Raw genomic sequence first — 254 nt, forward strand, 5'->3', positions numbered from 1 at the left:
GGACGGTCCAGACCGTCGGCGCCGGGGAGAGCGACTTCGGCTGGGCCGACACGTCGGCCCTGGTCGCCATGGCCAGTGAGGCCATACCGGTCCAGAGCCTGGGCGTGTACCTGCAGACCGGGCCGTCGTCGGTGCAGTTCTTCGCCGACAAGGACATCGAGGAACCCTCCGACCTGCAGGGGATGACCCTCGCCTCCACCGAGGGCGACTCGCTGCACACCCTCTTCCCGATGTTCCTCGCCGCGAACGACCTC

General features: G+C 68.9%; 1 protein-coding gene. It reads left to right on the plus strand.

All coding sequences use genetic code 11. From position 1 onward, the window contains the following. The coding region (locus tag VS93_RS26545) for an ABC transporter substrate-binding protein (RefSeq protein ID WP_046472564.1) at positions 1 to 254 on the plus strand (254 nt) is incomplete at both ends.

This window comes from Allosalinactinospora lopnorensis (genome assembly GCF_000981225.1).
Classification (GTDB): domain Bacteria; phylum Actinomycetota; class Actinomycetes; order Streptosporangiales; family Streptosporangiaceae; genus Allosalinactinospora; species Allosalinactinospora lopnorensis.